Source organism: Sphingobacterium yanglingense (genome assembly GCF_004363245.1).
GTDB lineage: Bacteria > Bacteroidota > Bacteroidia > Sphingobacteriales > Sphingobacteriaceae > Sphingobacterium > Sphingobacterium yanglingense.
In genome coordinates this window covers 287,851-314,562 of record NZ_SNYV01000017.1, presented here as the reverse complement: position 1 = coordinate 314,562, position 26,712 = coordinate 287,851, and the positions used below count along the sequence as shown (strand labels likewise).

General features: G+C 39.5%; 19 protein-coding genes. 16 read left to right on the top strand and 3 right to left on the bottom strand.

All coding sequences use genetic code 11. The annotated features are described in order from the left end of the window. Nucleotides 1-98: 98 nt before the first annotated feature. The 10 genes from CLV99_RS19350 (at nt 99) to CLV99_RS19305 (ending at nt 12,755) form a co-directional block, all read left to right on the top strand. Complete coding sequence (locus CLV99_RS19350; protein ID WP_133586156.1) at nt 99-1,136, top strand: FecR family protein; 1,038 nt, start codon at nt 99-101, stop codon at nt 1,134-1,136. Nucleotides 1,137-1,188: 52 nt separating this feature from the next. Beyond that, nucleotides 1,189-4,722, top strand: a complete 3,534-nt coding sequence (locus CLV99_RS19345) for a SusC/RagA family TonB-linked outer membrane protein (RefSeq protein WP_133586155.1) — start codon at nt 1,189-1,191, stop codon at nt 4,720-4,722. A gap of 23 nt (nt 4,723-4,745) precedes the next feature. Continuing rightward, nucleotides 4,746-6,212: a RagB/SusD family nutrient uptake outer membrane protein gene (locus CLV99_RS19340; protein ID WP_133586154.1), complete on the top strand. Its 1,467-nt coding sequence runs from the start codon at nt 4,746-4,748 to the stop codon at nt 6,210-6,212. Nucleotides 6,213-6,231: 19 nt separating this feature from the next. Beyond that, a complete protein-coding gene (locus tag CLV99_RS19335) occupies nt 6,232-7,509 on the top strand; it encodes a M43 family zinc metalloprotease (protein ID WP_133586153.1) in 1,278 nt (425 codons plus the stop codon). A gap of 6 nt (nt 7,510-7,515) precedes the next feature. Then, on the top strand, nt 7,516-8,637 hold the full coding sequence (locus CLV99_RS19330) for a TlpA disulfide reductase family protein (protein ID WP_133586152.1): 1,122 nt from the start codon (nt 7,516-7,518) through the stop codon (nt 8,635-8,637). Nucleotides 8,638-8,654: 17 nt separating this feature from the next. Beyond that, the gene (locus CLV99_RS19325) at nt 8,655-9,821 is read left to right on the top strand and encodes a TlpA family protein disulfide reductase (protein WP_133586151.1); all 1,167 of its coding nucleotides are present in this window, start codon (nt 8,655-8,657) and stop codon (nt 9,819-9,821) included. A 7-nt stretch (nt 9,822-9,828) separates the two neighbouring features. Beyond that, on the top strand, nt 9,829-10,377 hold the full coding sequence (locus CLV99_RS19320; protein WP_133586150.1) for a hypothetical protein: 549 nt from the start codon (nt 9,829-9,831) through the stop codon (nt 10,375-10,377). Between the two features lie 44 nt (nt 10,378-10,421). Then, nucleotides 10,422-10,970 (top strand): SRPBCC family protein, encoded by a 549-nt coding sequence (locus CLV99_RS19315; protein ID WP_133586149.1) that lies wholly within the window; start codon nt 10,422-10,424, stop codon nt 10,968-10,970. A gap of 99 nt (nt 10,971-11,069) precedes the next feature. Next, a complete protein-coding gene (locus CLV99_RS19310; protein ID WP_133586148.1) occupies nt 11,070-11,870 on the top strand; it encodes a DUF6597 domain-containing transcriptional factor in 801 nt (266 codons plus the stop codon). Between the two features lie 63 nt (nt 11,871-11,933). Next, nucleotides 11,934-12,755, top strand: coding sequence for a hypothetical protein (locus CLV99_RS19305; protein ID WP_133586147.1), 822 nt, complete (start codon nt 11,934-11,936; stop codon nt 12,753-12,755). 105 nt (nt 12,756-12,860) lie between these two features. On the opposite strand, the gene CLV99_RS19300 is transcribed toward CLV99_RS19305, so the two are convergent. Further along, complete coding sequence (locus CLV99_RS19300) at nt 12,861-13,238, bottom strand: hypothetical protein (protein ID WP_133586146.1); 378 nt, start codon at nt 13,236-13,238, stop codon at nt 12,861-12,863. 187 nt (nt 13,239-13,425) lie between these two features. Here CLV99_RS19300 and CLV99_RS19295 point away from each other — a divergent pair, with 187 nt between their 5' ends. Continuing rightward, nucleotides 13,426-14,319 carry a hypothetical protein gene (locus CLV99_RS19295; protein WP_133586145.1) on the top strand — a complete coding sequence of 298 codons (894 nt, stop codon included), beginning with the start codon at nt 13,426-13,428 and terminating at the stop codon, nt 14,317-14,319. Nucleotides 14,320-14,607: 288 nt separating this feature from the next. On the opposite strand, the gene CLV99_RS19290 is transcribed toward CLV99_RS19295, so the two are convergent. Next, nucleotides 14,608-14,973: a hypothetical protein gene (locus CLV99_RS19290; RefSeq protein ID WP_133586144.1), complete on the bottom strand. Its 366-nt coding sequence runs from the start codon at nt 14,971-14,973 to the stop codon at nt 14,608-14,610. A gap of 673 nt (nt 14,974-15,646) precedes the next feature. On the opposite strand from CLV99_RS19290, the gene CLV99_RS19285 reads away from it, so the two are divergent. The 3 genes from CLV99_RS19285 to CLV99_RS19275 are packed head-to-tail and all read left to right on the top strand — an operon-like array spanning nt 15,647 to nt 20,896. Next, nucleotides 15,647-16,303, top strand: a complete 657-nt coding sequence (locus CLV99_RS19285; RefSeq protein WP_133586143.1) for a TlpA family protein disulfide reductase — start codon at nt 15,647-15,649, stop codon at nt 16,301-16,303. 1 nt (nt 16,304) lies between these two features. After that, nucleotides 16,305-19,523, top strand: a complete 3,219-nt coding sequence (locus CLV99_RS19280) for a SusC/RagA family TonB-linked outer membrane protein (RefSeq protein ID WP_133586142.1) — start codon at nt 16,305-16,307, stop codon at nt 19,521-19,523. Between the two features lie 11 nt (nt 19,524-19,534). Continuing rightward, a complete protein-coding gene (locus CLV99_RS19275) occupies nt 19,535-20,896 on the top strand; it encodes a RagB/SusD family nutrient uptake outer membrane protein (protein ID WP_133586141.1) in 1,362 nt (453 codons plus the stop codon). 83 nt (nt 20,897-20,979) lie between these two features. Here the strand turns inward: CLV99_RS19275 and CLV99_RS19270 are convergent, their stop codons facing one another. Continuing rightward, nucleotides 20,980-21,402 (bottom strand): hypothetical protein, encoded by a 423-nt coding sequence (locus CLV99_RS19270; protein WP_133586140.1) that lies wholly within the window; start codon nt 21,400-21,402, stop codon nt 20,980-20,982. Nucleotides 21,403-22,317: 915 nt separating this feature from the next. Here CLV99_RS19270 and CLV99_RS19265 point away from each other — a divergent pair. After that, nucleotides 22,318-23,214 (top strand): hypothetical protein, encoded by an 897-nt coding sequence (locus CLV99_RS19265; protein WP_133586139.1) that lies wholly within the window; start codon nt 22,318-22,320, stop codon nt 23,212-23,214. Between the two features lie 311 nt (nt 23,215-23,525). Beyond that, nucleotides 23,526-26,705, top strand: coding sequence for a SusC/RagA family TonB-linked outer membrane protein (locus CLV99_RS19260; RefSeq protein ID WP_133586138.1), 3,180 nt, complete (start codon nt 23,526-23,528; stop codon nt 26,703-26,705). Nucleotides 26,706-26,712: the final 7 nt, after the last annotated feature.

Below are 26,712 nucleotides of genomic sequence, written 5' to 3'. Positions count from 1 at the left end.
GTAATTTTTAATAACACATTAATAAAATCTAAAAATTTTTCATTTCCATATAGTATGTTTTCAAAAAAAGACAGACTATAACTATAGAACTCAAAAATATGATGATGCGTTGGCTATCCAATAAACCAAGTAACAATAAAAAAGACGAAATCTGGCGGGGTATTATAAATAAAGCCCAGCAAGATGGAGACCACAGTCTTGATAATATTATCGAGGTTAGAACGGTGCCTATTTATAAAAATAGATGGGTTGCGGCAGTAGCTATGTTTGCAGTGATCTTGTCAACATCAATATGGATATACCGAGGTATGGGGGGACAAGAATTTTTAGCAGAGAAGGATCTGAAAGAAGTTTTTGCAGATGCGGGCTCGGTTTCTAGGTTGGTGCTTTCCAATGGAGATACCATTTTCTTGGATGCAACGAAAGGGTTGGATAGTAATATAGCGTACCTAGCGGACGAAAATTATGCTTTGGATTTTCGTAAGCTTGATGATGAAGAGCTGCTTGAGGAACAACAAATAGTGGAGACCGCAAGAGGGAAGCAACTGCATATTATTCTTTCCGATGGTACAGGTGTATGGCTTAACGCTTCTTCGAAGATCGTTTTCCCAGCTCGTTTTCAAGGTGATAAGCGGGAAGTCGCGATCGATGGAGAAGCGTATTTTGAAGTTGCACACAATAAAAAGTCGCCATTTATTGTAAAAACGGAAGGGCAGCAGGTAAAAGTGTTAGGTACGCATTTCAACATAAGGCAATATAAGGAAGAAGGAACGAAAGCGGTTACCCTATTAGAGGGGGCTGTACAAGTGACCGGAGCTGCGGAAAATAACAGACCTATCATATTAAAGCCTTCGGAACAGTTGGTTCAGTTAGATCGGAAGACGAGACCGACAGTACAGACCTTAAGTAACCCAGAGGCTGTTATAGCCTGGAAAGATGGAGAGTTCTATTTTGAAGATGCCGGAGCGGAAGCTATCGTGAAAGAGCTAGAGCGCTGGTACCCCGTGTCGATCGGTATTAAGCAACAGGATACCTCTAAGAAAATTTCAGGAAGGATCAAACGGACAGATTCGATGAAAGAAGTTGTCGATATGCTTCGATTCTTTGATATCGAAGTACAGGTTGAAAAGAACTAATACAAAACTAACTAACAATCAACTATAATTTTTATTTAACCTCAAAACCATTATGAAGCATTTTTTCATGAAGTACAGGCATCTGAGAGCGTATCCGATACAGTGGATACTGTTGTGCCTCGCTGTTTTTCAAGTGGGAATGGCCTTAGCGCAGATTAATATTTCGGCTAAGCAAAAGTCGTTGACGACTATTTTCAATCAGATAGAAAAGCAAAGCAAATATGTTTTTCTGTACGACAAAGCAGTAGCGAGTTCTCCTGCAATTTCTTTTGATTGTACCAATTGTACTATCGAACGTGTTATCCAACTGTTGGAGAAAGAGACGAATCTCGAATTCAAAATCTCTGGACAACAGGTATTGGTGAAGAAAAAGACTGAAAAGGCAACGGCTACCTCAACGGCTGCTGTGGCTATGCAAACAGCTCAAAGAGATACCATTAAAGGAAAAGTTGTAGATGAAAACGGGAAGCCAGTTGTAGGTGCGACGCTCTTGATTAAAGGGACGAAGATTGGAACATCTACCGATAAAGACGGTAATTTTAAGATGCAGCGTGTTGCTCCTGCACAATCTATTGTCGCTAACAGTATTGGTTATCATCCTGCTGAGTTAATCGTCGGTGCGGAGAAGACGGTCATGGTAGCTTTAAAGATTAGAGCACAAGAGATAGAAGATGTCGTTGTCTCTACAGGTTTGCAGAAGCGTGAGCGCAGCAAGTTGGTAGGTAATGTATCGTCCATAAAGGGTGAAGACCTAGAAGGAGCAGGTATCACAACCGTTGATAAAGCATTGCGGGGTAAGATGACAGGGGTATATGTACGCTCAGGATCTGGCAGACCAGGAGAGACTGGATCTATCGTGATCCGGGGTAGCAATACGATGACGGGTAGTGCCGAGCCATTGATTATTTTAGATGGAATGCCCTTACAGAATGGAGAAGATGCAGGAATGGATAATACAAGTTCCAATATCAATAGCTTATTAACCAATGGTATTGGTAATATTCCACCAGAAGATATCGCTTCAATTGACATCCTACGGGATGCTACTGCAGCTTCAATCTACGGGGCCCGTGCTGCTAATGGTGTTATCGTTATTACAACAAAGCGTGGCGAAGTAGGTAAGGATTATATCAACTATACCACGAAGCAAGGCTTAACGATGCGTCCTAAAAATGGATTCAATTTTATGAATTCTGCAGAGAAGATTGCTTTCGAACGTGAGATCTATCAGAGTTTTCACCCGATGTATGGTGGCCGTGTCAATCAGTTGTTGAGACAGGCAGACAATGGTATGATTACTTCGGCAGAGGCAGAAAGACAAATTGGAGAATTAGCTCAAATCAATACAGACTGGATCGATGTGCTATACAATCCGGCATATCAACAGTCGCACAATGTGGCAATGTCGGGAGGAAGCACAAAACTACAGTACAATGTTTCCGCAAACTATCAAGATGCCAATGGTACATTGATGGAAAATAAGTTTAAGCAGGGAGGAATGAATGCCAAGTTGACGCGTAATTTTACAGAAAAGCTATTGGTAGATTTCAACCTGTATTCGACTATTAAGAAAAACAGAGAAGGACAATCTAAATTGGATCCTTTCCGTTATGCGATGTTTGCCAATCCTTATGAACGCCCTTATAATACCGATGGTTCCTATGCATGGGATAATAGTTATAGGGATATCCGTGGAGATGTAGGGATATCGTCTTATATGAACTACGAAAACTATAACATGGTGCGTGAATTGCGCGAAAACACCTTGACGACTGATTATGGTAATGTAAGGGGGCAGATCGGTGTGGAATGGAAGTTTTTAGAAGGATTCCAATATCGGGGATCTGCAGTATTGAACTATACCAATGTGCAGACTATGGATGAATCTCGTGCGGGCACTTACCGTTCGTATGCGGACAATTGGTTAAATAAGGCTAAGACGGTTGGAGCAGGACTTTTGGAAAAATTTAATCAAGGGTTTTTGGAAGAAAACTCAGGTAAAACGATTGATTATACCGTACGGAATACGGTCGAATATAATCGGACATTTGCACAGAAACATTTTGTACAGGGATTTGTTGCCAATGAGGTGTCGGAGCGGACTAATAACAGGTTCTTTCATTACAACCCTGTCTACCTGCAAGATTACCGTATGGGAGGATACCCTTCTTGGGATGATATACAAAAAACGAGGTATAAAGAGTTAGATTTAAGTCTTCTTGGAGGTACCTATTATGAGAAAAATAGATCGGTATCTTTTATAGGATCAGCGGCTTACGCCTATGATAATAAATATGTGCTGAATGCCAACTTCCGCTCAGATGGTGTGGATATTATCGGCTCGGCCAATCAGTTTACACCACTTTGGTCTGCCGGTGCAAAATGGAATGCACACGAAGAAGCATTTGTAAAAGAAAATGCCTCGTGGCTGAATCGATTGGTGTTCTCCTACGGTTATGGTTATACAGGTAGTATCAATCGCTCAGTTTACCCATTCCATACGTACAAATTGTCTGCATTGGTCTATGATGACGTGATAAAGGCAAACGGTTTTGATTATGGTAATCCGGTGTTGAAATGGGAAAAGAAGCGGGATATCAACTATGGTGTACAGCTATCGGTTTTGAATAGTAGAGTAAACTTGGAGGCGAATTACTACGATAATAAGGTGACAGATTTGTTGGATAAAGTGATGTTGCCTGTCTCAGTTGGACGTTCGTCTGCTGCGGTCAACGTAGGTTCGCTGTCAAACAAAGGTTGGGAATTGTCTGCCCGGGTCGAAGCCATTAAAAATCAAGACTGGTTGTGGGAGCTTGGGGCTAATTTAACTACTGTTAAGAATAATCTTGATGAGGTGTATTACAAACGTACCCCATCCGTGGCAAGCTTAAGCACACAGAATGTGGAAAACTACGCCTTAAAATCTTGGTTTGGATATAAGTATAGCCATATTGATCCGACAAATGGACACATGATGGTGTATGCACAGCGATTGGATACAGATCAGAATGTAGTTGGTGACGAACTGATTGACTTGTCTACGATTAAGGATGCAGATCTGAAAACAAAATATAGGTCCTATCACTTAGGACAGCAGGATCCGAAGCTATATGGCGGGTTTAATACTAGAATACGGTATAAAAATTATACGCTAACGAGCAATTTCGTATTTGCAGATGGTAATATGATCAAGGGCTTTCAGGATCGTCGCGAAGGCCCAAGTGGACAGACTGATGATATCACAGCGAGCCGTACGAATCGCCTGAAAAATCAACAATACCGTTGGAAGCAATACGGCGATGTGACAGACATTCCTTTCTATTCGCAAAATATCTCAAACTATGTTGGTTATCTAACAGATAAGGATATTGAGTCTGGCGCTTATATTAAGTGTACAGAGATTGCTTTGCAATGGCGTGCTAACCCTACTATGTTTAAAAAAGTTATTAAGCAGTTGCAGTTAGGGTTGATGGCAAATAATCTATTTACCATATCGCCATATTCGGGTACAGATCCAGAGACACAATTGGCATTCGGTTATCCAACTACACGTAGTTATACATTTTCTTTAAATGTTGGCTTTTAATAGAGCAATAAATTTAAGTACATATGAAAAAGATATTTATCGTATACATTATATTTGGAGGGCTATTGTTCAATAGCTGTACAAAATTTTTAGATCTTCCGCCTAAAAATCAACGCGCTGTTGAAACACTCGCTGACTTGAAGTCTGTTTTAGCGGGCTATCTGGATGCTTTCACACGCTCCAGTACACAGCCTATCGTCGGTATTATGCCTGTGGTGACCGAGGCTCATCAGATGATGCTAGAGGCGCATTCTGATAATATTGATTTCGAAGCCAATATGGGCACCTATCTATCGCCAGGTAACTTTAATGCACAGGAGCGGTTTTATGCGGATAAATTTTTAATGAATGATCGTGCCACGACAGATGCTATATGGACCAAGTATTATGAGGTTATAGGATTTTTAAATGCGCTTATTGATCAATCGGAAGAGTTGAAAGGGGCTGATCCTGCAGAATTGAAACGGGTGCAGGGGGAGATGTTGGTACATAGAGCTTATTATATCTTCAAGCTACAACAGTATTTTGCACCAATGGACAATGAGGAGCTGGGGATACCACTATACCTACATACAGGTAAGGAAGTGGTAGGCATCAACATGAAGCGCAAGAAGTCTTCCGAAGTTTATGGGGTGTTGATAGGAGATTTGAAGAAAGCATTGGCTTTATATGAAGAAGTAGGGCCTAATGTCGGATACAGTATTTTCTTTAATCAACGATACATACAAAATTTTTTGGCACAGATATATTGGTTTAAAGCAGAGTCATCTTCTAAGGAAAGTACTGACTATACCGAGGCAGAGCGCTATGCTTTTAGTGCAGTCGATGGTGTAGATACCTATATTCCGAAAACAATGACGGAGTTTTTAAATGTTCACACAAACTTAAATACAGAATATCCTGCGGTGTATGTACAGAGTGTGGCTTTTGGATCTATGAGCCCGATGTACGGAGCAAATTTTGGAGATCCATCTAGTTTGAAAGTTCCTTTAGACTTTTTTGCTTCATTTGATGCGAGCGATTTTCGTAAGCAGATTTATTTTACAGGAGATAGACTGGCAGCGAGCTGGCCCGATAATGCTACAACGAAAAAAATGCGCATGCATATATTCGCTCCTGAAGAAGCTTATTTAATCTTAGCAGAAAGTTACTATCGTAATGGAAAGGTTGATGAAGCTTTAGCTACGCTTAATAAGTTTAAAGGCTTCCGTGGTGCTACAGCAGTTGGCGGATTGAGTGGACAGACGTTATTGGATGAAATCGTTAAGGAGCGCCGTAAAGAGTTTTTCTGTGATACAGATAAGCGTTGGTTGGATCTGAAACGGTACAAAATCGGAGATATTGATAGAAACCTACGTTTTTTTAATAAGGATTATAATGTGAAGGTAACGCCTGGCGATTATCATTATGCATTGCCTATTCCGGTCGCTGAGTTACAGGAAAATCCGGATATCATTCCGAATGAAGGTTGGACAACCATTGTGTTTTAATTTTTAAGGAAAGAAAGAGATGAAAAATATTATATATATCCTTATGGTTTTACTGGCTTTACAGAGCTGTAAGAAAGATGGTTTTGAGTATCAGGTATATCAGCCAACTGTGGCCGATATTGATTCTATAGGGTTTTCTGCAGGTAGTCCTACTTTGATTGCTGATGGTAAAGCGGCATTGCAATTTGTAATTGAAGCATTTCGTACCGTAAGGTTAGAAAGTAAGTCTGGTGCCGCAAAAGATACGTTGATGTTCGTCGATTATACGGTGCTACCAAAGGAAGAAGTAAAGGTTTTTGTAGATGGGCAATTGATTGATGGGACTATTTATAGTACAACAGACTTGTCAAAAACGTCAATAAGTTGTCATGTGCAGATTGGTAATGCTAAATCGGCAACGAAAGTGGTTACTATTCGTCAACCAAAAGATGCCGGTGAAAAACGATATGTGGATGTGATATTTCACGTTTTTGAGCTGAGTGCAACAGATGATCAATACGATCCATTGACCTATCAATCCATAACTCCCAAAATGCTACAAGAGGGTATCGCTTACGTGAATGAGATATTCAGTAATAAAGTGGGGATGGATCCGAATGGGGGAAATGCAAATGTTGAATTTAGACTAGCAAAATATAATGCTACAGGCGCAGCGTTGCCCATACCGGGTTATAATAAGATTCAGTATGATGCTTCTTGGAAGACAAGTCCGACTGCGGCCTATATTCCAAATAATTTTAAAACAAAAATAGATGCAACACCAGCATATCAGTGGAATAAGAGTAAGTTTGTCAATATCTATGTCTTACCGATGCCTGCCAATACAAACATTGGGACAAGTAGACCAATTTATCAAGTAGTTCCGGCTGAGGGGACTCCAATTGCTGGGATAGATAAAGTTGTTCAATCAGAAGCAGATGTGCCACAGAACTTGTTTTACGATAACTATGGGTTGGCCTTACATCGTACGGCTTTTTTCCCGAATAGGAGTAACCGTATAGAGCTTGCTTCTTATTTCGCATCCTACTATGCGACCTATCCTACGAATTCTTCGGGAACTACAATAACCGATTATGTTTCAGACACACGCAAGTATTTGACAGGGAGCTCACAGACGGCCAATGTCTCAACGGGGCTGATGAAGGTCAGTGTTGATGGGTATAAGTTTTTAGCCAATAACGCAATGGATGATATACGCTATGCTTCTTTAAGAAACAGTTTGACACAGGGACAGGTGGAGCGTATACGACTCGTGATGGAGCGTTCGCCAGTACGTAAAGCCTGGTCCTTACAATAAAAAACTATGAGAAGATTATTATATACAGGCCTCGCATTATTATGCAGCCAAATGGCAATAGGCCAATTAAAAGTAAAAGTAGCCGGTACTGTGACAGGTGATACCGAAGGGTATAATAAGGTGTATTTTTATACCCAGAGTGCCAAAGATTCTGCAGAGATTAAGAATGGTAAATTTGAGATCAATGTTAATGAACCTGTTGCTGGATCTCGTGCTATTTCTATCCAATATGATCAGAAAAAAAGACGTATGTATTCGCCACTTGTGCTGTTTTTTGATCAATCGGGTACCATCAATGTGGAGTTCGACATTGTAAAAGGATTGTCGTCTGCTACTGTAAAAGGTATGCCTTCTGCTGTGACCTATTTTAGCTATAATGAGGAGCGGCCTAAAGTGTTTATGGGGGCACGACAAGCTGCTATCGCGAAATATGGTGAAGAAGCACTCCAAAAGGGGAATGCTCAATTTGAGGTGGCGAATACTTATCGCGAAGGCTTGATCAGCAAAGGTTACGATTCACTCCTGAATAAATATTTTGACGGTAATAAAATCGTTTCGGCTACGTTGGTTTTAAATACATTATCCAATCTACCTACGCCGCGTGCGGAAGATTATTACAACCGCATGTCGGATAAATCAAAATCCACGGATGCAGGTAAGACCTTATATGCTAAGATTCAAGGATTGAAAAATGCGTATGTAGGAGCTATTGTAAAGAACTTTGAGTTGCCGGATCAACATGGGAAGACGCAGTCTTTTGAGCAACATAAAGGCAAGTATGTATTGTTGGATTTTTGGGCATCTTGGTGCTCGCCATGTCGGGCATCTTTCCCACGTATCAGAGAGGTGTACAGCAAATTGAAAGGAAAGAACTTTGAAATCGTGAATATCTCCATCGATCAGAATAAGTCAGCATGGCTCAAGGCTGTAAGCGATGAAGCTAATCCTTGGCCACAGCTATATGATGACCGGAAGGTGTCGTACGAATTTTTTAACGTCAGCGCAGTCCCTACATCCTACCTGATTGATCCAACGGGCAAAATTATTATGAAAGAGATCGGCTTTGATCCTAAAGGTGGGGGAGAGATGGAGAAGAAATTAGAAGAAATTTTTAACATTAAATTTTAATATATTAACATAGTAAGATGAGAAGAATAATATTAAGTGTTGTTGCTGGTCTATTGATGACTACAGGTGTGTTTGCGCAGAAGCGTGATTATATCACGGTGAAAGGGAAAGTTAATTTTCCACCAAGTAAAGAGCATCAGGAGAAGTTTCCTTTTGTATTGAAAGACAAAGGGGGAAAAGATGCAGAGGTCTATCAGACAATCCAATTGAAGGCGGATAGTACGTACGAAATTAAGGTGCCCGTTAAGAATCCTCGTCTTTATACGTTGGATGTTTTTGCTTGGGATCGTATTACCTTTTGGGCTGATAAAGATGATTTGAAAATCGATTTCCGCGGCGAAGATACGGCAAAAATGAAAATCAAAAACCCACCCTATATCTTTATTGAGTCCGAGGGAAAGGATAATCAGTTAATTAATATGTTGAACTGGGAAACGTATCAGAACTACCAGACTTCTATTGCTGCTGGCAAGCGTCAATATATGGCTATGCAGATTAAAGATACGGCATTGACCAAATCATTGTCCGACTTGGTGATGGATCAGTTTGAAAGAAACAGTAACTCGGCGAAAGTTTTCGTTCGTGCTTTCAAAAATGAACCACAGATGGTGTATGCATTAGGATATGTAAGCTCTAGAAGAGATAAAGATTTTATTTTGGAGTATGTCAATCCGCTGATCGAGAAATATCCTTGGTTGACTGAAGCGAAAGAAGTAAAAGAGAGTATTGCTAAGGCGGAAGCTGCTGCTAAGAAAACGGAAGATGGGGCTAAATTCATCAATATCACACAGCCTGATGCAAATGGCAAGAATGTTAATCTTTATGACTTCTTAAAAGGTAAAAAATACGTTTTGGTAGACTTTTGGGCGTCTTGGTGTGGCCCTTGTCGTGCGGAGAACCCGCATGTATTAAAGGCTTACAACGCGTTCAAAGGCAAAGGATTTGATGTGTTTGCAATTTCTTTGGATGACAAAAGGGACAACTGGTTAAAGGCAGTGAAAGATGATAAAATGCCTTGGGTTCAGGTTTCTGATCTGAAAGGTTGGAAGAATGAAGCAGCACAGTATTATAACATTACGGCTATTCCGATGAATTTCCTATTGGATAGTAATGGTAAGGTAGTAGCTAGAAACTTAAGAGGTGAAAACCTAGAAAAAGAACTGGCTAAATATATGCCTAACTAATCTAGATATGAAGAAGATTGTATTATTATTGGGCGTAATTTTCGGGCTTGCTAGTAGTTCTGTGTATGCACAGATGGCTGCTGCGGTACGCATTACGCCTACTGTAGAAGGTAAGCTAGAGGTATCGGTAGAGCGGGATTCACTTTGGAGCCTGATGATCGATCATAGTATAGTGCCTCAATTGAGTGATGGCTACGTATTATCTATTGAGAATAAAGACGCTATTATGCCGATCCTCCGTGAGGTAAAACTTAAGAATGGTACGACAAGAGAGGAATTGTTGACGCAGTTTGAGACGCAACATCGGTTCTATGTCAGCAAATTCAAAGATAGCTCTTTGCCTAAAGGAGTTAAGTCAGCTCAGATAGCTGTTTTTGCTAGAGAAAGAAAAGAGGGCGGTGCGGAGATCGTGTGGGATGTCATTATTGAGGGAGATAAAGACGCAAAAGAATTGTTGAGACAACAGATGGAAGCCGAAGTGCAGGCCTATAAGTCCGGTTTTGCGAAGTACCTAAAAGGTACAACGCAAGCCGTTCCGATGATGCGTATGCAATAATACTTCTTCTGTTTTTTCAAATCAAAAGATTAAATTTATTAAGTATGAACTTTAAATTGATTGCTCTAGCCTTATTCATTTTTCTGAATATTGGTCATAGTAAGGCACAGATGGCCGCTGCCAAGAAAGTGGAGTGGTCTGTTAATGTAGAGTTGGATGTGCCTATCGAGCGTGATTCTCTATGGTCGCTGTTGAAAGATTATACTTTAGTGAGCAAGCTTTCTGAAGGATATGTTACTTCTATTGTCAATAAAGATAATATCCAGCCGATATTACGTGAGGTTACTTTTGCGGATGGTAGTAAACGAGAAGAGTTGTTAAAGCAGGTAGATGAACAGCATCGTTTTTTAGCCTTTGATTATAAGGATACATCGCTGCCAAAAGGCATAAAGGATGTAATGTTCGCATTTTTTACGAAAGAGTTGGATGATTCTAATTCCAGAGTCAGCTGGTTGGTTCGGGTTGAAGGCGATAAAGATGCTAAGGATGCACTGATCAAACGGCTCAATATAGAGATGCAGTCGTATAGGGCAGGGTATTCTAAATATTTAAATGCCAAGCCTAAGGTTGTAGAAATGATGCGTATGAATTAGTTTTTGTTTATATGATTATCGTGAAAAGCGCTCAATACAATTGAGCGCTTTTTTGTTTGAAACAAGGATAAATGCCTATTTTTATATTGTAGAAATCCAATGCATTTAAGATACTATCCTATACCCGAAGCATTACAGCCTTATGTGGAATCCATATGGTCGTTCGAGAGTCCAGAAACATTGGACCCAGACGAACAGGCTGTAGTGGTGCCGAGTGGGCGTTGGGTGGTACTTTGGAATTATAAAGGAGTGTATAGTCATCTAATGCACAACAAGGAGTTTGTCCACCCTTTGTATGACCTGCACCTTGTGGGGCTGCATACGGCTAAAATAGATATACGAGGTGCCGAACCTGTAAACTCTTTGGGTATTAGTTTCAAGCCTTATGGTTATTATGCTTTTGTTGGTGGCGAATTGTCACAATTTGTTAATTCGGTGACCTCGTTGACTAAAGCGGACGAAGATATAATATTAGAGGATTTTAGTGGAGATGTTGAGGGGGCTTTGGGGCAACTGATTAGGCTACTTTTGAAGAGATTAAAGTTTATGCCTGATCAGCGTGTTATACAGCTCGTTCAGGAGATTGACAAAGCTAAAGGTAATATTCTGATTAAAGATCTTATGGTTTCTGTTGAAGGTTCGCAACGCTATTTAAATAAGCTGTTTAAGGCTCAGGTAGGTTGTACACCGAAGGAGTATACTTCGATAATCCGCTTTAGAGAGGTTTATAATCATTTTGTTCGTGACAGGGAGCGAGGCAAAAAAGATGGTTTGTATGATTTTTATTATGACGAAGCTCATTTTATCCATGATTTTAATAAGATGTTGAATACCAAACCGGGCTCTTTTTTAGGGAAGAGCAATAGATTGGGAAATCAGTTTGTTAAAAAAACACAATAACGGTCTACTTTTTACAATTTTGATAATCTGGATTAACTGAAATTTGCATCATAAAATGAATATATGATGTTAGAAGAGATTACAGATACTGCGTGCGAGCTGTTAAGATTTAAATCGGCCGCAGATACGATTCCTTATGCTAAAGAGGTTGCACAATATTTTGGAATTGGTGTAGAGCCACCTCAAGATTTTGGATTTTGGGTGAGTGTGGTTCATTTTGAGATGAGATATCGCTCGCTGACATATTTTTTGGAGCGGACTACGACCAGTAATGTCTTGGAAATCTCATCTGGGTTTTCTTATCGCGGATTAGATTTTTGTCAGACAAACCCAGCTATGCGATATGTCGATACGGACTTGGAGGTTATCGTCCATAAGAAAAAAGAGATATTGGATACTTGGCGTATCAATGCTCCTGTTAACTTCGAGATACAATCATTAGATGTTAGGGATTTTGACACTTACCCTATGATGGATGGACCTGTGACAATCTTGAATGAAGGTTTGTTGCTATATTTCGATAAGGACGAACAGGAGCGAATTCTGAAAAATATCCATCGTTTTCTGTGTACGTATGGTGGTACTTGGATTACTGCAGATATCTATTTGAAACATGAGACAGATCGTGTCGGAAGTGATGGTGATAAAAAATGGGATGCGTTCTTTAGAAAGAAGGGCGTAAAGCAGCATCTCTTCGAAAGTTTCGAACAGGCCGAGCAGTTTTTCTCTGCGAATGGTTTTGAGGTAATAGAAAGATATGTGCCCGAGTTTGAGAGATACAGTGGTGTAGCTCGGCTTTTTGAACATGGGACAGCGTTGCAGCTAGAAGCGTTGAGGAATAAAGGAAAAGTGCAGGAGACCTGGCATTTGAAACCGATTGGTTAGGTTGATTTCGTGTTGATTACAAGGGGCACCGGCAAGGACTCTTTGATTTGAATTTTAAAGAACCTATTGCTCAAGCTTAGTGTTATAAAGCGGTTGGTATTCGATTTATCGGTTTATGCCTGACCTGCAAAAATATAGACTGATTGGGGCCGAAAAGTAAATGAGTCCTAAGGATAGGATTATCTTTAGACCACTTGTCGCAATATTCGTAAGGTCAAAGCTTTTGTTCGGATCGTTGGTCTGCACCAAATTTATATACTTGACCGTTGCAAGGATGAGGTCGGGCAGGCTTAAGAGTATTACAGTAGTGCCGATAATAACTAAAGCTGATTTTAAGAGCTCTTTTGAGTCAAATGGCAAAGATACCTTTTCGGTTTGGTGTTCTTTGTTTTTGATGAGTATGCTACTAATGAGGTGTGGTTTGAAAGCAAATAACAATGCAATCAGCCATTGGAGAGTGATAGTCAGTAGTAGGGGCACCACCAGCGATGTCCTTTCTATGTATCACTTTTTTCCTGTTCATTTTATGGGCCTCTGGCTTTCCTGTGGTAATGATTCTTGGTCTAGTCAGGACTGGTATTTTTGGTCTTGAATTGTAAATATTATGGAAACCCTATGAAGATAGCATCAATCTAGTATGAGAGTTTTTCTTTTAGTTTTAATATGCTACATGAATGTTTGTGCGTTTGGGCAGGTGTCTCGCTCGGTCACTGACGATTTGAACGGAGTGCTGAAGGACGAGTTAATAAGAGGGATGAGTTATAATGTGGGGTTTACAGTGGAGGATGACGGAGAAATAGTTTTTCGAAACGGTGACAATCAAGGCTCAGAGCTAATTTTGCTCAAAATTCAGAATATATTTAAAAAAGCGGGATTGTTAGAGTCAGGTATGTATTCTTTAAATGCTTATTGGGACCTTTATTCGACTGAAGTTTATACCTCAATAGGGCGATCAATACCATCAGAAGACTTCCCGAATTTTACAAATTACTTTTCATATCCTAGTGTAGGTTATCGGACGTTTGCTAAAAGACTATTAACCGATCTAAAGAATAATGATTTTGATTTCAATCAATATGTTGTACATATTCCTAAATTGGAAGTATATGTGGATGAAAGAGGTAATCCGACGTTTATGGGGTCAAATAAAATCCTTCCGTATTTGGATGGTGTAAAGGAAATTCCTTGGCAGCCTACTATTTATTATGGAAAGCTTGCTAAGACTATGGTTTCAATCAATTTATCTCCATTTTCTAAGGATACCGTAGCGTTTGAAGCAGTTGGTTTGAACGAAGTGATTGTTATGGATGCGTTGTTTGAGCAAAATTTGGTGAAGATTCAGCTTAATAATGTACATCAAATGCCTACAGCTAACCTTGTAGTATCATTCGTGCTTAACGCTGCATCTGGACGCTTTGAAAATCCTATGATACATCGGGGGCAACGTGATAAGGCTACAACATTTATTGATTTTATCGATAAACAGCAACCTCTGGATATTAATTTCTATTGGCAGGAATATCCTGCGTCAGGACGTTATTATTTCTATATAAATGAATTTTGAGTTTATACAAATAAGGACTTTAATTATACCGGGAGATGTAGATGTGCTGCATCATAGCTATACTATAGATAGTATTAAGAACCTATTAAGAAGGTAACTGTGTGCGAGCTGGGCCTAAGGTGCTACTGCCCTAGGTCTAAGGTAGGCTCGGTCTCAACATGGAGTGGACTCGGACTCAACACGGACTCAAGGTAGTTTAAGGGAGAATCCAGCGTGTATTAACCGTAGATTGTTGTCGAATATAGGGAGGGTTTTTGAGATTGCAAAGAGGAACCAAAGATGTAGTCGTTAGCTATTTAGTTTTCCTTCAAGTTCAGATATTAGCTTATCTTGAAACTCTATGATTTTATCTTTGTCAATGATAGCCTTAGCTTGTTGTTGAAGAGAGTTTTCTAAGAATTCTATTTTTTGTAATAAATCTGCAACTTCGTTTTTCTTAAATCTTACTAAGGGGTCCTTTTCATAATAGTATTCTAGTAGATTTTTATCAAGATAGGAGGATAGCTTTAGCAACCTATTGATATGTATATCATCCTTCATTAATACCTTTTCAAAAGCAGATTCGGATAAACCAATAGAATCTCCTGCTTCTGTGTTAGATATTCCATTATTTCTGAGATATCGACGAATATAATTACCTATAGAGTCTTCCATGATACAAATTTGGAGAGTATTGTGTTCTTTTTAGAATATCAAACCCCCGAATAAGTTTTTTAAACCTCCTAAATTTGGAGGTTTTTATTTTTATTCCTATATTTGAAGACAAAACAAGGAAAAATGAATTAGTAGTTTTTGTATATATCAGTTTGAATGTCAGAATGTATTTGACATTGAGCGAACTTAATACGTCCAACTCTCCCCAGCCAAATAATAGGAAGTAGGATGTTTCGAGTGATGCTCCTATGATCGTGCCTATATATTTTATTCATATATTTGGAATTACGGCATAGGTAGCTCACTCGTCTTTCCGACCTGGCTGGGGAGGGGACGAGTAGAGGACTATGTCGTTTTTCATTTTCCTCCGCTCGCTATTTTTAAAGAGATAAATTTAAAAAGTGAGTTATGATAATCCTAAAAAAACAACTTCAAAAAAATCTAATCTGTGCTCCCGAATAGTTCGGTCGACGACAGGTGGTCCATGTGACCAATCGTTTCGGTGCAGCCCAATTATAAACATTATGAAATCCAAGATATAGACCACCAAAAGGGGACTGCCGATTTTTTAGAATCAATTTATTAAGTGCGGTAAAACCGTGGATTAAGTGAAACCGATCTATAGGTCGATTTTGCAGTTTTACGATTTTGCCTTAAAACTAAATCTTTTAAAATGAACAATTTTTTAAGGGGTGGGAGAGGTATGCTCTTTTTTGAAAACCAATTTCCCTCCAATCTACTAACAATTAGAACATTATCACTAACTATAATATTCTGTGTGTTGTTTAGTTGCCTTACGGTCTTACCTGTTAGTGGACAGGAAGCCGTAGGGCTTAACAAGATTAAGCCTTTGCAGATTGGCGATACAATTCCAGAAGAACTTTGGGATATGCCCATGCAGGTTATAAACCATCCTGAAGGTAAAGATACTATTGCCCTAAATGACTATCGTGGCAAACTGATTATACTTGATTTTTGGGCTACATGGTGTGGGAGTTGTGTTAAGGCCTTTCCTAAACTAGACTCACTTAATTTTTCACTTAAGGAGGACATACAGTTTGTATTGGTGAATAGTATTGAAGGAACAGGAGATTCATATGAAAAAGTTGGCACATTCATCTCAAATTTAGAAAGTGCAATTAGCCTTCCTTTTGTCGTTAATGATAAAGTGCTGAAGCAGGTGTTTCCTAGAAAATTTATCCCTCACTATGTATGGATAGGAAAAGAAGGTGTAGTTAGAGCGATAACATCTTCTCAGGAAGTGACCCGAGATAATATTTTCGGGGTCGTGGATGGTAGGAATGTCGAATTGAAGCTAAAGGAACATTAAGATGAGGCTAAATACGATTATGGCTGTGGTGCTGTGTTTAATTACGGTAGCTAGCTTAGCTCAGGACAAAATTAACCGTTTTAGGGGCCGTGTTTCAATTAAAGATGGTGGTCTCGAAAGAGTCGAATTCACCGTGCGAGCCCTAGTGAGCAAAAATGTGACGGTGACAAAAAATGGATTGTTCGATATATTGATACCTCGACTGCCAGATACGTTAATTGTTACGAATGTAGGATTTGAGAGGCTCGTATTTCCTGTCGATCAGATTGATGGATTGTTGGAATTAGAGATGATACCTCTGGCTAATTTAATTGAAGAAGTCAATGTTGTAAATACGGGCTATCAAACCTTAAAACCAAATGAGATAAATGGATCAACAGTGAGTTTGAACCAGAAGGACTTGAGCCAGCAGGCAGGTGTAAATATTCTACAGAGGCTGGATGGTGTCACTAGTGGTCTTGCATTTACTAAAGGTAGACAGAACGGTAATCCACAGAATGAAACGAATATTTCGATACGGGGACTGAGTACCATAAACGGGCCGTTGGACCCTTTGATTATTCTGGATGATTTCATCTATGAGGGAGATGTCAATAATATAAATCCGAATGATGTTGAGAATGTCTCTGTTTTAAAAGATGCTTCGGCTGCAAGTATTTGGGGAGCGAGAGCGGGAAATGGTGTGATTGTGATTACAACTAAACGGGGAAGACTGAACCAACCTATGCGATTCGGATTTAATTCAAATATGATAGTGTCTGCAAAACCTGATTTATATTATTATCCTACGATGTCTTCCAAAGATTATATTGATGTAGAGCGTATGTTATTTGATAGAGGGTATTTTGATAGTCGAATTAATGGAACACCTTATTCTGCATTAACTCCTGCTGTTGAAGTTTTTTTACAGAGGCGAATGGGAGAGATATCAGCTGCGGATTCTGCGCAGCGAATTAACAAGTTCATCAATACGGATATTCGAGATGAGTACGACAAATACTTTTATGGGACAGGGGTGACTCAGCAGCATAACTTGAGCGTAGCTGGAGGTGGCTATAAACATAGTTATAATGTTTCTGCTGGGTATGATAATAGTAAGGATGTATCTTATAGTAAAAATGCCAAGGTGAACCTAAAAGCGAATCATATGTTTCGACCAGTAGAGAGTGTCACGGTTTCGACAGGATTATACTATACAAATAGTACCTCGGAATCTGGAAGACTCGCGTATAATAATACGCAGGTGTCTGGTAGATGGCCATCATACTTGAGCTTTGCAGATGAATATGGTAATTCTCTAGCGGTATCTCCTAACTATAGGGGTGTTTATACGGATACTGTGGCGGGTGGTAAATTGTTGGACTGGAAGTATTATCCTTTGGAAGATTTTAAACATAATAGGACGCATAATAGACAGAACGAGCTGTTTGGTAATGTGGGACTAACTTATAAAATAGTACCTGGTGTTAATTTTAGCCTTAAATACCAGTATCAACGTCAATCTAGCGAGTCCAATACAATAGCGGATGAGGAAAGTTTCTATGCTAGAAATTTGGTAAACTCTTATAGCCAGTTAAACCCATCGACAGGACTAGTCATAAATGTTGTACCTAGAGGCGGAGTTAGAAACAGTGCCTTGGGGAGTCGAGAGTCACATACAGTGAGGGCTCAAGCGGATTTTGACCGTACATGGAAGCAGCATCGCGTTTCTTTTATAGTAGGAACAGAAGCTAGAGAAGCCAAAAATCATAGCATGGCTTCTGTATATTATGGATATTATGATGATCCTCTCACCTATACGAATGTAGATTTTGTGAATTCATATCCTAATCTAATAACCGGAAATATGTCAAGTTTGCCTTCTGGAGGAGTGCTTTCCAATATTAATAACCGTTTTATCTCTGGATATAGCAATGCACTTTACATCTATGATAAAAAGTATCTTTTGTCAGCTAGTGCAAGAGCTGACGGGTCGAATATCTTTGGTGCTAATACAAATGATAAGTGGAAGCCTTTATGGTCAGTTGGTATGGGGTGGAATGTCTCTGACGAAAAATTTTACATATTTAACTCTCTTTTGCCTTTTTTGAAATTGACCGCTACTTATGGGCATAGTGGTAATGTAGATTTAAGTAGGTCTGCATTGCCTGTCGCTAGTTATGCGACCTATGCTGCTACAAGATTACGATTTGCAAGAATATCTACATTGAATAACCCTGAGCTACGCTGGGAGCAGTCTGCTCAACTCAATTTAAAAGTTGAATTTGCATCAATAGATAAAAGGATAAGTGGGACGGTGGAATACTATCGGAAGAAAGGAACCGATCTTTATGGAACGACACCTTATGATTATACCGCGTGGGGAAGGAGTTCGGAAATTATAAAGAATATCGCTGCTATGGAAGGAAATGGTGTTGACGTTGTCTTAAATTCAAGGAATCTGAGTAAAGGTGTGCAATGGAATACTTCTGTGTTGTTTAATTACAATATGAGCAAGACTACTGATTATTTTAGCTCAGGTGCAAAAATAGCGTCAACATCTACGGGTAATAGTATTAATCCTGTAATTGGACAGCCTTTGTATGCGATAGCTGCTTATAAGTGGGGAGGTCTGGATGAGGCAGGGAATCCTCAGGGATATCTGAATGGAGAGCTTAGTACGGATTATACAGAGATCAGTAAAGAAGCATATTCTGAAGGTAGAAGTGAGAATGTGGTATACAAAGGGACTGCTGTGCCTGAATATTTTGGCTCTCTGATTAATACATTTGTTTGGGATAGGCTGTCGCTCGCTGTAAATATCGGGTACAAGTTCAAGTACTATCTCTTTAAATCTGCAATTTCATACTCATCATTGGTTGATAGAGGAGTGGGGCATGCTGATTATGCTAAGAGATGGAGGCAGGCAGGTGATGAATTTTTGACTGATGTGTCTTCTTTTGATTTTTCGAGTGTTTCTGGTAGAGATGCCTTTTATGCGACCTCAGACGTTAATGTAGTTAGAGGGGATCACGTGAGGCTTAATTATATTAATATCTCTTATGACGTTTTGATTAAGAAGAACACTAAAAGCCTACCTTTTGAACGTTTACAACTCTATGCTATAGCATCTAATCTTGGAATTCTGTGGCGCGCTAATAATGCTAATGTTGACCCTGACTATCCATCTACCTACCCACAGTCACGTACGATAGCATTGGGAGTTAGGTCAAGTTTTTAATTTGATAATTTATGAGAAATATATGTGTTATTTTGTGTCTAGGCATTCTCTTAGGGACATTGTCTTGTGAAAAGTTCCTAGAAGAGAAATCTGATAAGAGCTTGGTTACTCCTTCGTCAATCGAAGATTTACAAGCATTATTAGATGATGCAGTGACGATGAATACAAGTACTCCGGGGTTTATGGAATCGATGGCTGACGATATTTTTTTGACGCCATCAACACTGGCGTCCATTGCATCAGGATATTCATTAATTTACAGTTATAATCCAGAATATTATAGTTATGGAAATGATTGGTCTAAATCCTACCAAGTCGTTTATAACGCAAATTTGTGTCTAGAGCGATTAGAAGACATCGGAAGGTCAATGGTTAATAAGTCTAGTTGGGACAATGTTAGAGGTACTGCTCTTTTTTTTAGATCATATTATTACCTTTTGTTAGCGTGGCAGCATGCGAAGGTATACGATGAGTCGACCGCGGGTCATGACTTAGGTGTAGTCCTGCGGACGGGGTCGGATTTCAATGTCAAATCGGTACGTTCCTCAGTGAGGGAGACATATGAGCAAATCATTGGAGACCTGAAGGATGCATCGCTTTGTCTTCCGGATCATCCGCAGCACGTTATGCGACCATCAAAAGCTGCTGTCTACGGACTATTGGCGCGTACGTATCTTTCGATGTCGATTCCTGATAGCGCATTGAAATATGTGGATAGGGCGCTCGCAATAAAGAATAAGTTGATGGATTATAATGTTGATTCGGATATAAATGGTAGTATAGGTAACACTGTTCCTTTCAAGAAATTCAATAAAGAGATTGTTTTTTATACCGAGATGTTCGCAGGATTTGGACTTCACCGACCTGCAAGAGCGAAAATTGATACGTTACTATACGCAAGTTATGATGATAATGATTTGAGAAAAGCTGGATTCTTTAGAGCAAATAGTGGTTACCATCAATTTAAAGGGAGTTATGCTGCTGATGCAAATATCTTTTTTTCAGGAATAGCTGTAGATGAGCTCTATTTGATACGAGCAGAATGCAATGCTAGATTAGGGAATGTTGAGAGAGCAATGTCGGATTTAAATAGCTTGCTTAAATCAAGGTGGAATAATAAGGTCAATTATGTCCATCTTCAGGTTACAACTGCTCAAGTAGCATTAGAACTTATACTTCGTGAGCGTAGAAAAGAGTTGTTAATGAGAGGTCTTCGGTGGATTGATATAAAAAGGTTGAATAAAGAAGGTGCCGGTATTTCACCGACTAGGATCGTAGATGGAAAAATCTTTCAATTAGAGCCTAATGATAAGTTTTACGCTTTGCCGTTACCTGATGATATTATTCGGATTACCGGGATAGAACAAAACTAGTCGGCAGTTTAGAAAATCCCCTCCTTTCCTACAAAATAATGTAAGGTGGAGGGGATTCGTTAAGTAGAGTGAGGTAATTTGGTTTACAATGCTCTATTCGAAATTACGCCAGAAGCATCTGCTATTCCATCTACAAAATGAGTATTACTTATTGGGTTTAAATCAGCAGTAATGTTTGTCATTGATTTCAATGTAGGTGAAGTTGTTGGATTATCAACATAAGATTGTGATACCTGTATCCGGCAGGGGATTTCTTCCGATCCTTCGCAGAGCTCTGTATTCGGAGTGTAAACCCAATTCGCTTCGTTCTCAACGTTTGCCTTACTGAAGTCAGGTCCCTTATATTCGAAAGTGTAAAGAACTTCTGCTTTTTGTACAGGTTGTTTTGATTTGGGAATCGTTTCTTTGATTTCTTTTTTCTCCATCGCTCTTACCACAAAGAAAGCTCCCAATAAAAATAATAATGTAATACCAGCGCTTAGCCAGTTGTTTTTTAAAGAACGCATAAGCATTGTTTTAAATGTTTTTAAATCTTATTGTTTAGTGTGCATCACGGGTTTGCCTCTCAGTGATGCGGTCGAGGGTTTTCCGAAGTACATTCGGAGTATGCTGGGGGCTTGGTCAGCCAGCCTCCTAGAGGCCGAACAGCCGAGCTGCCCGTGAATACGGCAAACTTGAGCCGGTACCAGATTCTGTTGATGACTCTCTGCTGGGCTAAGAGGCTCTGGCGGAGCAAGCGTGTGCTCATGTACACGTCTGGTTGTCGATAGAATAAGCTAAAGGCTACTGTGGTAGTCAAGGGTATGCACAGCTTGATCCGTAATCTTGCGGATAGAGACAGTGATCGCATACTGGCGAGCCATGCTGTCATGATGTGTAATGCTGTGTCTACTCTTTTCATCTGTAAATAATTTGCCTTTTAATAGTCATATGGAATATCCAAAGTGTTTTCATTCATGTTTGTGCAGTCCTGCTACATGGATATTTCATCTCAATTGGTATTCTATACTGTTATTTGCTCCGCCAAGGCTCCTTGTTCTCAGCGGCGCAGCCTTGGCGCGTCCTGCCCACTGGTTTTGTTTGCACTGTATCGCTGTACCCGCGTCCCTGTGTCCTGAGCTATCCCATCCAGCCCTATGGCGTACCGAAGGATATAAATAGCGGGTCTCACTGCCTGTGTCTATTTTGCTCAGAACGATATACCATCGGGAAAGATGGTTCAGCTCTCGGTACGCTCACCAATATTTTTTTAATCCGTCGTTGTCTGATCTAAAGCAAAGGAAATAAGGAACCCACTTTTTCCCGTATTTATCCACGGATATTCGTGAGATATGGTGATATCCTGCCAAGTTTTTTGAAATTGTGAGTTTGTTTTTGTAATATTATGTTAGCCAGTATTTTAGTGTTTAAACCGAGGAGTTATGATTTTACATTTTATGGAGAATGGGGATGACGAATCACCTAAATTTAGTGATAAAGAAAAACGCATACTGCGTTGGGTATGGGCAGTTATAATCGCTATTTGTATGTCGCTTTTGGGCGTTAAAATGGGCAAAGGGTCACGGTTTTTCGAACTTGTAGTTTTCAATTGGGCCTATTATTTTGATCTGTTTTTTTCTTGGATATTGGTGGGTTGTGTGATGGAATATATTTACGGAATGACGGCGTATCTCGATGTCAGACAACCCTGGAAGGATGGCTATTACGGACGCATGTTTATACAGATGATAACGGCTATTGTCGGAGGTTTTTTGTTTATGGAAGCATACGATGAAGTGTATGAGCGGATTACCAATAGGCAGTTGGTAAGGATGAATTATCGTTTGTTTCAGATTCCGTTTTCACTAATTGTCCCTTTGGTATATAGTTTTTTCTGCTGTATAGAATCGCTCAAAGATGCGTATTTCGAGCTATTGACAAAAAAAGAAGAGGAAGTAATAGGTGGAGATAAGGAGGAGGAAACGATAGCGGAGGAGAATCCGGTCATCGCGATCCGAGATGGTGAGGATATCAGGCTGTTGGATATCCCTGTAAAACTGATATGGCATAGTGAGGGGATTAATAAAATATATTATGGGGTAGGCGAATTTTATGAAGATAATCATACATTAACAGTACTGTATAGTTGTTTGGATAAGAAGGTGTATAGAAAGGCTGGCCGTAATGCGGTGGTACACCGTGATATAATATCGGGAACTAAACCTAGACCGGATAAGGGAGTGATCTTAGAATTGGCTGAAGGTTATACGCAGCAGATTGTAGTTTCGAAGAATGATGCAGATGATTTTTTGCTGTGGTTCAAGTCGAAAGAGAAATAATTTATTTTGGAGTAATAATACACTTTGCGTTTGCATGCTTTTTTGATAATCATCCCTGAAGAATAGTGGTTGTGATGTTATCTGTTTGATTTGCAGTTTTTAAGGGTGTTTGTTCAGGTGTGTGTGTCTTTTTTTGGTTTTTGTTCGAATAATTTGTTAGTTGGCAGAATTATTATTTGTGAACTTTTGAAAAATAGTTGCGCAAAAAAACGCATAAGCGCTTTTTTTTTCGTACACTTGTCTAACTAAATTATTGGTGTACAAACCTATTATTAGAAAATAAACACAATTTTTAACAAACTATCAAACACATGAAAAGGAAATTTTTATTTACTTTCTTCGGGGTGTGTCTTTATGCATCCTGTTTGATGGCACAGCAAAAAGCAGTTTCGGGTAAGGTAACCTCTTCGGATGGAGGTGGTCTGAGCAACGTGACTGTTATTGTAAAAGGTACTACGCGTTCGGTACAGACGAATGTAGACGGTTCTTTCTCAATCCAGGCTGCGCCAGGCGAAACATTGATCTTTAGAGCAGTTGGTTCTGGAGAGACTTCACAGTTGGTGGGATCAGGCAATGTTTACAATATCAAGTTGATCGGATCCGAAGAGGCTATCGATGAGGTTATTGTAACAGCGATGGGTATTAAGAAAGAGAAGAAGGCCCTAGGGTATTCGGTACAGGACCTTGGGAGTGAGGAACTCATGAAGAATAAGACGGCCAATATTGTAAATTCTTTGGCAGGTAAAATCGCGGGAGTTAATGTAACGCAAACAAGTGGCGGTGCCGGTGCTGGTGCAAGTATCATATTGCGTGGAGGGACATCATTAGAAAGGGACAATCAGCCCTTATTTGTTGTCGATGGAGTTATATATGATAATTCGACAAGTGTTAATGGGAATAGCTTGTTTGATGGAGGTTCTTCGACGAACTCTACGTACAGCAACCGGGTTATGGATATTAACCCAGAAGATATAGAGAATGTTTCGGTCCTTAAGGGGCCTGCAGCAGCGGCTCTTTATGGGTCTAGGGCAGCAGCTGGGGTCATTCTAATCACCACAAAAAATGGAAAGGAAGGTACTGCTAGTGTAGCTGTAAACTCTCGTTTTGTGTCAAATTGGGCTAATCGCTTTCCTGAACAACAAAATCTTTATAAAAGAGGTTTTTATCAGCAGGATGGTACATTGATGGAGGGGGATGCTACGACTACTATGCAATCTTGGGGTGCCAAATTTGGACCGAATGATGCTAGATACAATAACATGAAAGACTTTTTTCAAGGGTCAACAACATGGGACAATTCTGTAAGTCTATCTGGTGGTTCAAAAACAGGTAATTTCTATCTTTCTGCATCCGATTTTAGGCAAAATGGAATTCTCCCGGGGACTGACTATAATAAAACGACATTTAGATTTAACGGCCAACAGAATTATGGGATTTTGAAGGTGGGCGCTAACGTTGCCTATTCAAATGCAGACCAGCTAAGCTCTTTAACTTCAGGTGGCTTGTATGGATATAGTGGTGCGGGTGCTGTTCAAGGTGCTTTTATTTGGCCTGGGGATATGGATATGTCACATTGGTTGAATGAAGACGGGTCAAAATATAGACCTTTTGATTGGCAACAAGTAGTGTCTGACTTTGATAGTCCTTATTGGATAATGAATAAGATGCCTAAAACTGATAATACTAAACGTCTAACTGGTAGTCTCAAAGCTAGTATTGATATTACCGATTGGTGGGATCTTAACTATACAGTCGGTATCGACAGATATATGCAAAAAACTAATCGTTTTACTGAGCCAGGTTCGGGAGTTTCTCAGATTTATCAAAAAGGACTGTTGTCAGAAAATGATACGGAGTTCCAGTTTGTAAGTTCAAATATCATGACGAATTTTAAAAAGAAAATTGGAGATTTTGATATGAACTTATTACTGGGGTCTACTGCAGAGATGACGAATGTTGAGTACAACGGACGAAAAGGATGGAATTTTATAATTCCTGGTTTTTATGCGTATACGAACACAGCACTTACCGACCGTGCTGCTGCACAACAAAAAACTAGAAAGCGACTTGTTGGTTTTTATGGAGAGTATCGGGCTGCTTACAAAAACTTTGCCTATTTAACAGTAACGGGACGGAACGATTGGACTTCGACTTTACCAATTGATAATAGATCCTATTTCTACCCTTCGGTATCGGGAAGTTTTATTTTCTCTGAATTTATCCCACAGAATGATATTCTTTCTTTTGGAAAAGTTAGGGCATCTTGGGCTCGTGTCGGTAAAGATGCTAGTCCTTATGTTACCAATACCTATGTGGTTACTCCTGCAGAATATACTTTATATAATGGTGGAACTGGGGTTGGTGTACGTAATGATTGGTTAAGGGGGAATCGAGAATTACTCCCTGAGATTACAGAATCACAAGAGTATGGGGTAGATGTTAATTTATTTGGAAGTCGTTTAGGGTTAGAGTTTACTTATTATAAAAATAGAAGTATTAACCAATTAATGCAACCTCGTACATCACAGACAACTGGGTATATCTTAATGTGGACAAATGCAGGCGAAATTGTAAATAATGGTTTGGAGTTGTCAGCTAAAATATCAGCTATCAAGAAAGAAAACTTTAGATGGGATTTAACTATTAATGCTTCTCGAAATAAAGGAAAAGTTGAGAACCTTCTGCCTGGTATGGATGTGTTGTATGTTACTGATGTTCAGGTTGGTAATGCTAAGGCTGCATCTTTTAATGGCGGGAACTTTATGGCTATATCTGGTTCAAAATGGCTGAGGAGTTCTGAGGGACATTTGGTCTTGAATGCGGAATCAGGAATGCCTCAATCTGATGGGTTAGTTACACATGAAATTGGTAATCGTGAGCCTAAGATATTTGGTGGTATTAATAATAATTTTCAATATAAAAATTGGAATCTGTCATTCCTGTTGGATTATCGCATAGGTGGACATGTTTATAATGGAACGGATTATTATATGACCACAATGGGAATGAGTAATCGCTCAATGAATCGTGAAAAGTTGACACTTAATGGAGTCGTAAAGACTGGAGAGAATCCTGATAAGACTCCTATTTATTCAGATGTTAAGACTTTTGAATATGAGGTTGGAAAGATGTATAAGGTCGGTAATCAAGATAGAAGTGGAGAGGAAATTATAAATAGTTATTATCAAGAGGGGGGAGCATATAATTTAGAGTCGGCAAATTATATGACTAATACAAATTGGTTGCGGCTACGTACTATTTCTCTAGCTTATTCATTACCTAAAAGCACGCTTAGTAGAGTCAAAGCAATTAAAGGGCTTACTGCAACTTTGACAGGGACTAATCTTTTGTTATGGACAAACTACAAAGGTATGGATCCAGAAACCTCAGCTGCTGGTTCTGGAGCAGTAGGTTCTAGTTCTGTAGGTATTGATTATAACGGTGTTCCCGCTATGTCTGGTGTGACCTTCGGTCTTAATGTGACTTTTTAAAAATTAC

Bases quoted from the DNA above. Each gene is read 5' to 3' on its own strand.
- CLV99_RS19285 (WP_133586143.1), top strand. From the start codon at position 15,647: ATGAACAATTTTTTAAGGGGTGGGAGAGGTATGCTCTTTTTTGAAAAC.
- CLV99_RS19275 (WP_133586141.1), top strand. From the start codon at position 19,535: ATGAGAAATATATGTGTTATTTTGTGTCTAGGCATTCTCTTAGGGACA.
- CLV99_RS19350 (WP_133586156.1), top strand. From the start codon at position 99: ATGATGATGCGTTGGCTATCCAATAAACCAAGTAACAATAAAAAAGAC.
- CLV99_RS19290 (WP_133586144.1), bottom strand. From the start codon at position 14,973: ATGGAAGACTCTATAGGTAATTATATTCGTCGATATCTCAGAAATAAT.
- CLV99_RS19315 (WP_133586149.1), top strand. From the start codon at position 10,422: ATGAACTTTAAATTGATTGCTCTAGCCTTATTCATTTTTCTGAATATT.
- CLV99_RS19280 (WP_133586142.1), top strand. From the start codon at position 16,305: ATGAGGCTAAATACGATTATGGCTGTGGTGCTGTGTTTAATTACGGTA.
- CLV99_RS19345 (WP_133586155.1), top strand. From the start codon at position 1,189: ATGAAGCATTTTTTCATGAAGTACAGGCATCTGAGAGCGTATCCGATA.
- CLV99_RS19340 (WP_133586154.1), top strand. From the start codon at position 4,746: ATGAAAAAGATATTTATCGTATACATTATATTTGGAGGGCTATTGTTC.
- CLV99_RS19320 (WP_133586150.1), top strand. From the start codon at position 9,829: ATGAAGAAGATTGTATTATTATTGGGCGTAATTTTCGGGCTTGCTAGT.
- CLV99_RS19310 (WP_133586148.1), top strand. From the start codon at position 11,070: ATGCATTTAAGATACTATCCTATACCCGAAGCATTACAGCCTTATGTG.
- CLV99_RS19335 (WP_133586153.1), top strand. From the start codon at position 6,232: ATGAAAAATATTATATATATCCTTATGGTTTTACTGGCTTTACAGAGC.
- CLV99_RS19305 (WP_133586147.1), top strand. From the start codon at position 11,934: ATGATGTTAGAAGAGATTACAGATACTGCGTGCGAGCTGTTAAGATTT.
- CLV99_RS19270 (WP_133586140.1), bottom strand. From the start codon at position 21,402: ATGCGTTCTTTAAAAAACAACTGGCTAAGCGCTGGTATTACATTATTA.
- CLV99_RS19325 (WP_133586151.1), top strand. From the start codon at position 8,655: ATGAGAAGAATAATATTAAGTGTTGTTGCTGGTCTATTGATGACTACA.
- CLV99_RS19330 (WP_133586152.1), top strand. From the start codon at position 7,516: ATGAGAAGATTATTATATACAGGCCTCGCATTATTATGCAGCCAAATG.
- CLV99_RS19260 (WP_133586138.1), top strand. From the start codon at position 23,526: ATGAAAAGGAAATTTTTATTTACTTTCTTCGGGGTGTGTCTTTATGCA.
- CLV99_RS19295 (WP_133586145.1), top strand. From the start codon at position 13,426: ATGAATGTTTGTGCGTTTGGGCAGGTGTCTCGCTCGGTCACTGACGAT.
- CLV99_RS19265 (WP_133586139.1), top strand. From the start codon at position 22,318: ATGATTTTACATTTTATGGAGAATGGGGATGACGAATCACCTAAATTT.